The organism is Ferroglobus sp., assembly GCF_015521575.1.
Taxonomy (GTDB): domain Archaea; phylum Halobacteriota; class Archaeoglobi; order Archaeoglobales; family Archaeoglobaceae; genus Ferroglobus.
In genome coordinates this window covers 1-3899 of the sequence record NZ_WANY01000080.1, presented here as the reverse complement: position 1 = coordinate 3899, position 3899 = coordinate 1, and the positions used below count along the sequence as shown (strand labels likewise).

Below are 3899 nucleotides of genomic sequence, written 5' to 3'. Positions count from 1 at the left end.
GCAACGGGAACTTTCGACATCATTCATCCGGGGCACATAAGGTTCTTGGAAGAGGCGAAGAAGCTTGGAGACTACCTTGTCGTCATAGTTGCGAGGGAGAAGAATGTGAAGCATAAACCCAAGCCGATAATGCCTGAGGAGCAGAGAAGAAGGGTTGTCGAAGCTTTAAAGCCTGTCGACGAGGCGATTCTTGGGGATGAAGAGGACATTTTCAAGCCAATCGAAAAAATAAAGCCGGATGTAATAGCTCTCGGATACGATCAGCACTTCGATGAGGAATGGTTGAAAAAGGAGCTTGAAAAAAGGGGAATAAAGGCTGAAGTGGTCAGAATAAGGGAGAAGGAGAATTGCGAACTTTGTAGTTCTGCCAAAATAATAGAAAGAATAGTCAATCTCGCCCCTTTCCGGCTGAAAGACTTTCAAGAACGGAAATAGAAGCTTTAACGTTCATCATAAAATCTTCGAAGGCATTTATCACGGCACCGATTTTTTCAGTCTCAATAATTATCCTCAGGGTGTCATCGAAATCTGCTTTTGCCCATTCAACGTCGTCCGGCTTCAAAGCTTTGTAAATAATCTCGGCATCTTCAAGATCAAGCTTCAGCTCAAGCTTGAACAGCAAAGCCTGTCAACCTCCTTCAGAAACTCCTCTACTTTTTCCGAGCTTATGTTTGCTCCGGCAGCAACGCTGTGACCTCCTCCGCTACCACCGACTTTTTCAGCGGCTTTCCTCATAACCTCCCCCAAGTTAACCTTTTCGGCAAGCTTTTCATTTCCCCTCGCCGAGACCTTGACTTCCCCGTTCTTTTTCACGTTTATCGCTATAAATGGCTTGTCGGAAAAGATGTACCTTGAGAGGATTGAGGCTATAGGTCCGGTTGTCGGAGCGTCTTCCATGACAAGATACCTTATGCAGAAACCCTCTTTTACTTCGCTAATCCTCTTTGCGACCTCTTCCAAGAGTTCCTCCTGAAATTCCCTCCACAAGTTCAAAGCTTTCTCAAGGTAATTCTCGTCTCTCATGCAGATGGCAAAAGCTATCGAATTTGCCGACTTTCTTCCGCAAGCGTTCACGACTTCGCTTAACATTATCGCATTCTTTATCAGCTCGTTTTTTAAGTAAAACTTCTCTCCGAATACGTCCTCGAAAATTCCGGGATAGCAGTTCATCTTCAGCAGTCTTACGGCTATTCCGTTGGCGAGTCTGCTCTCCTCCTCTTTACTAAGCTCATCAAATTCCTTCTCTCCGTCAACGTTCACCTCTTCAAGAAACTTTCCGAGTTCCTCCTCATTACCGTAGAAGTTAAGAAAGGGCTCAGTTGAGTAAAGAAGAACGTCCTTCACTTTCCCGGATATCATCCTCAAACCTTCTCTCCTTTCCAGATATCCCCTCTCTAATCCCCTCTTAACGACCTCTAAATTTCCCCCTCTGAGCTTTTGTTTATCTCCGATTATCCCGATTAGAGCTAAGGCAGTTAGATCGTAGTTGTTTCCCAAGTATTCTGCGAAGAAGTAGGCTGTGGCACTGGCGGACATTTCGAAGGAGCCGTCTATACCAGCAAGGTGCGGATTTATGTGAGCAAGGTTTTCTTTCTCAATTCTTCCGACCGGAAAGTGGTGATCTACTATTATTACATCTTCTTCTACTTCTGAAATCGTTTCCGGATATCCGCTACCCATGTCGACGAAAATGGTGAGGTCTTCGCTTTCGAAGCTCTCGTTTAGACCTTTGAGGAAGGAAACGTGAACTTTCTTTCCCATCCTCATCAGAGCTATCGAGATTATGGCAGCTCCGGAAATTCCGTCTGCATCGTAGTGAGCGTAAATTCTAATGTGATCCTGCTTGTCGATCATAAGTTTGGCTTTTTCGAACTCGTGCTTGATCATCTCAAGCATGTTTCGCAATTTTCGCAATGGCAAAAATTTTTTTCTAAACACCGACGTAAGCTTTCCTTATCTCCTCCTCGCTTAGCTCATCCCTTCTACCCTCAGCGAATATCCTACCTTCGCTCATTAAATAGACGTAATCCGCTATTTCGAGGGAAGCGTAAACGTTTTGTTCGACGAGTAAAATCGTCAATCCCTCTTCTCTGAGCTTTTTTATAACGTCAAAAAGATCGTGAACAACCTTAGGAGCTAAACCCTGACTTGGTTCGTCCATCAAAATCAGCTCTGGAGATGACATCAAAGCTCTTGCAATCGTCAGCATCTGCTGCTCCCCTCCGCTCAAAGTTCCAGCTCTTTGCTTTCTTCTCTCTTTCAGAATTGGGAAGAGGTCGTAGACGAAGCTTAAGTTCTCTTCAAGCCTTTCTTCAGCTCTTTTGGTGTAAGCTCCGAGCCTTAAATTTTCTTCCACCGTCATTAGGGGAAAGAGGTGTCTTCCTTCGGGAACGTAGGCTATGCCCATCTCAACTTTCTCGTGGCGCTTTTTTAGAGTCACGTCCTCTCCTTTGAACGTAACTGTGCCCTTCCAAGGTTTGATTATTCCGAAAATCGTCTTCAGCGTCGTCGTCTTCCCGACTCCGTTCGCTCCTAAGATCGTTGTTATGCTACCCTTATCTATTTTTATGTTCACGCCCCATAGCACCTGCATCTCTCCGTAGCCGCTTTCGAGATCTCTTGCTTCGAGCATTCAAATCACCTTCTTTCCGAGGTAAACTTCTATAACCTTTGGATGGTTCAAAACCTCTTCCGGCTTACCCTCGACAAGGATCTTTCCCTGATGCATAACTATGACTCTTTCTGCGAACTTCACTATAGCTTGCATTAAATGTTCGACCATGGAAACTATCGCTATGTCCTCCTCTTGGTGTATTCTCTTGAGAAGCTCGATTATTCTGTCAACGTCAACCGGATTCATCCCCGCCATAACTTCGTCAAGAAGCAGAAGCTTGGGTTTCATGGCTAAAGCTCTTGCGAGTTCCATTAATCTTTTTTCCAATGGCGTTAAAAGCTTCGCCTCTTTATGTCTTAGCTTTTCTAATCCCACAAGCTTCAAGTACTCTTCAGCTCTCTCAAAAGCTTCCTCAACGCTCAGCTTTTCCCTCCCAAACATTGCTCCTATCGCTACGTTTTCAAGAACCGTCGCATTTCCGAAAGGACGGGGAATCTGGAAGGTCCTCGCTATTCCCAGCTTGGCTCTCTCGTAGGGGGGAAGATTCGTTATGTCCCTCCCCTCGAAAATAACTCTACCCTCATCCGGCAAATATATTCCGCTTATGAGGTTGTAGAGGGTGGTTTTTCCGCTTCCGTTTGGACCGACTATCCCTATTGCCTCTCCTTCTTCAATCTCAAACGTAACACCGTCTACAGCTTTAATCCCTCCAAAGCTCTTTCTGAGGTTTTCAGCTCTGAGTAGCATGAGCATCACCTCACGAACTCTTCCAACTTAGTACCTCTGACTTTCTTCTTTAAATACCCTACCAAACCTTCAGGAAAGAGGACGACTACGGCTATTAAAATAGGAGCGAGAATCAAGAGCTGAACTCCAGGGAATACAACGTTGAGGTAGTACTTTAGCAAGGCGTAGAAAGTACCTCCTACGAGCGGTCCGAGCAAAGTTCCCGCTCCGCCAAGCATAACTATGACTATCGCCTCGACAGTATACACTATATTGAAAACGTCTTCAGGGAAAACGTAGGTGAGCTTTAATGTCCACGCTAATGCTCCTATAACTCCAGCGAAGACGGCACTCGTTATGAAAGCGAGGATCTTGTATTTCGTTACGTTAATTCCCATCACCTTGGCGACATCCTCATCCTCCCTCATAGCTAAGAGTGCATAACCTATTCTGCTTCTCAAGTATATGGATGTGATTAAGGCTGAGATGAATGCGACGAAGAATAAAGCTACGTCGGAAACGTAAGTGGAGAGGAAGTTCGTTGTTTCGCTTCCAAAAG

At 45.1% G+C, this 3899-nt stretch carries 6 protein-coding genes; 1 reads left to right on the top strand and 5 read right to left on the bottom strand.

Translation table 11 applies throughout. The annotated features are described in order from the left end of the window. Nucleotides 1–435: FAD synthase (locus F7C14_RS03545; protein WP_290899998.1), on the top strand; the 435-nt coding region annotated here is incomplete at its 5' end. Here the strand turns inward: F7C14_RS03545 and F7C14_RS03540 are convergent. From F7C14_RS03540 to F7C14_RS03520, 5 genes are all read right to left on the bottom strand, one after another. Further along, nucleotides 389–622 carry a KEOPS complex subunit Pcc1 gene (locus F7C14_RS03540; RefSeq protein WP_290899996.1) on the bottom strand — a complete coding sequence of 78 codons (234 nt, stop codon included), beginning with the start codon at nt 620–622 and terminating at the stop codon, nt 389–391. The two genes, F7C14_RS03545 and F7C14_RS03540, sit on opposite strands and share 47 nt — an antisense overlap. Next, the gene (locus F7C14_RS03535) at nt 601–1896 is read right to left on the bottom strand and encodes a DHH family phosphoesterase (RefSeq protein WP_290899993.1); all 1296 of its coding nucleotides are present in this window, start codon (nt 1894–1896) and stop codon (nt 601–603) included. Before F7C14_RS03535 ends, F7C14_RS03540 begins: the two co-directional genes overlap by 22 nt. 34 nt (nt 1897–1930) lie before the next feature. Then, the gene (locus F7C14_RS03530; protein WP_290899991.1) at nt 1931–2632 is read right to left on the bottom strand and encodes an ABC transporter ATP-binding protein; all 702 of its coding nucleotides are present in this window, start codon (nt 2630–2632) and stop codon (nt 1931–1933) included. Continuing rightward, nucleotides 2633–3361 (bottom strand): ABC transporter ATP-binding protein, encoded by a 729-nt coding sequence (locus tag F7C14_RS03525; protein ID WP_290899989.1) that lies wholly within the window; start codon nt 3359–3361, stop codon nt 2633–2635. It lies immediately after the preceding gene. A gap of 5 nt (nt 3362–3366) precedes the next feature. Further along, the coding region (locus F7C14_RS03520; RefSeq protein WP_290899987.1) for a branched-chain amino acid ABC transporter permease at nt 3367–3899 on the bottom strand (533 nt) is incomplete at its 5' end.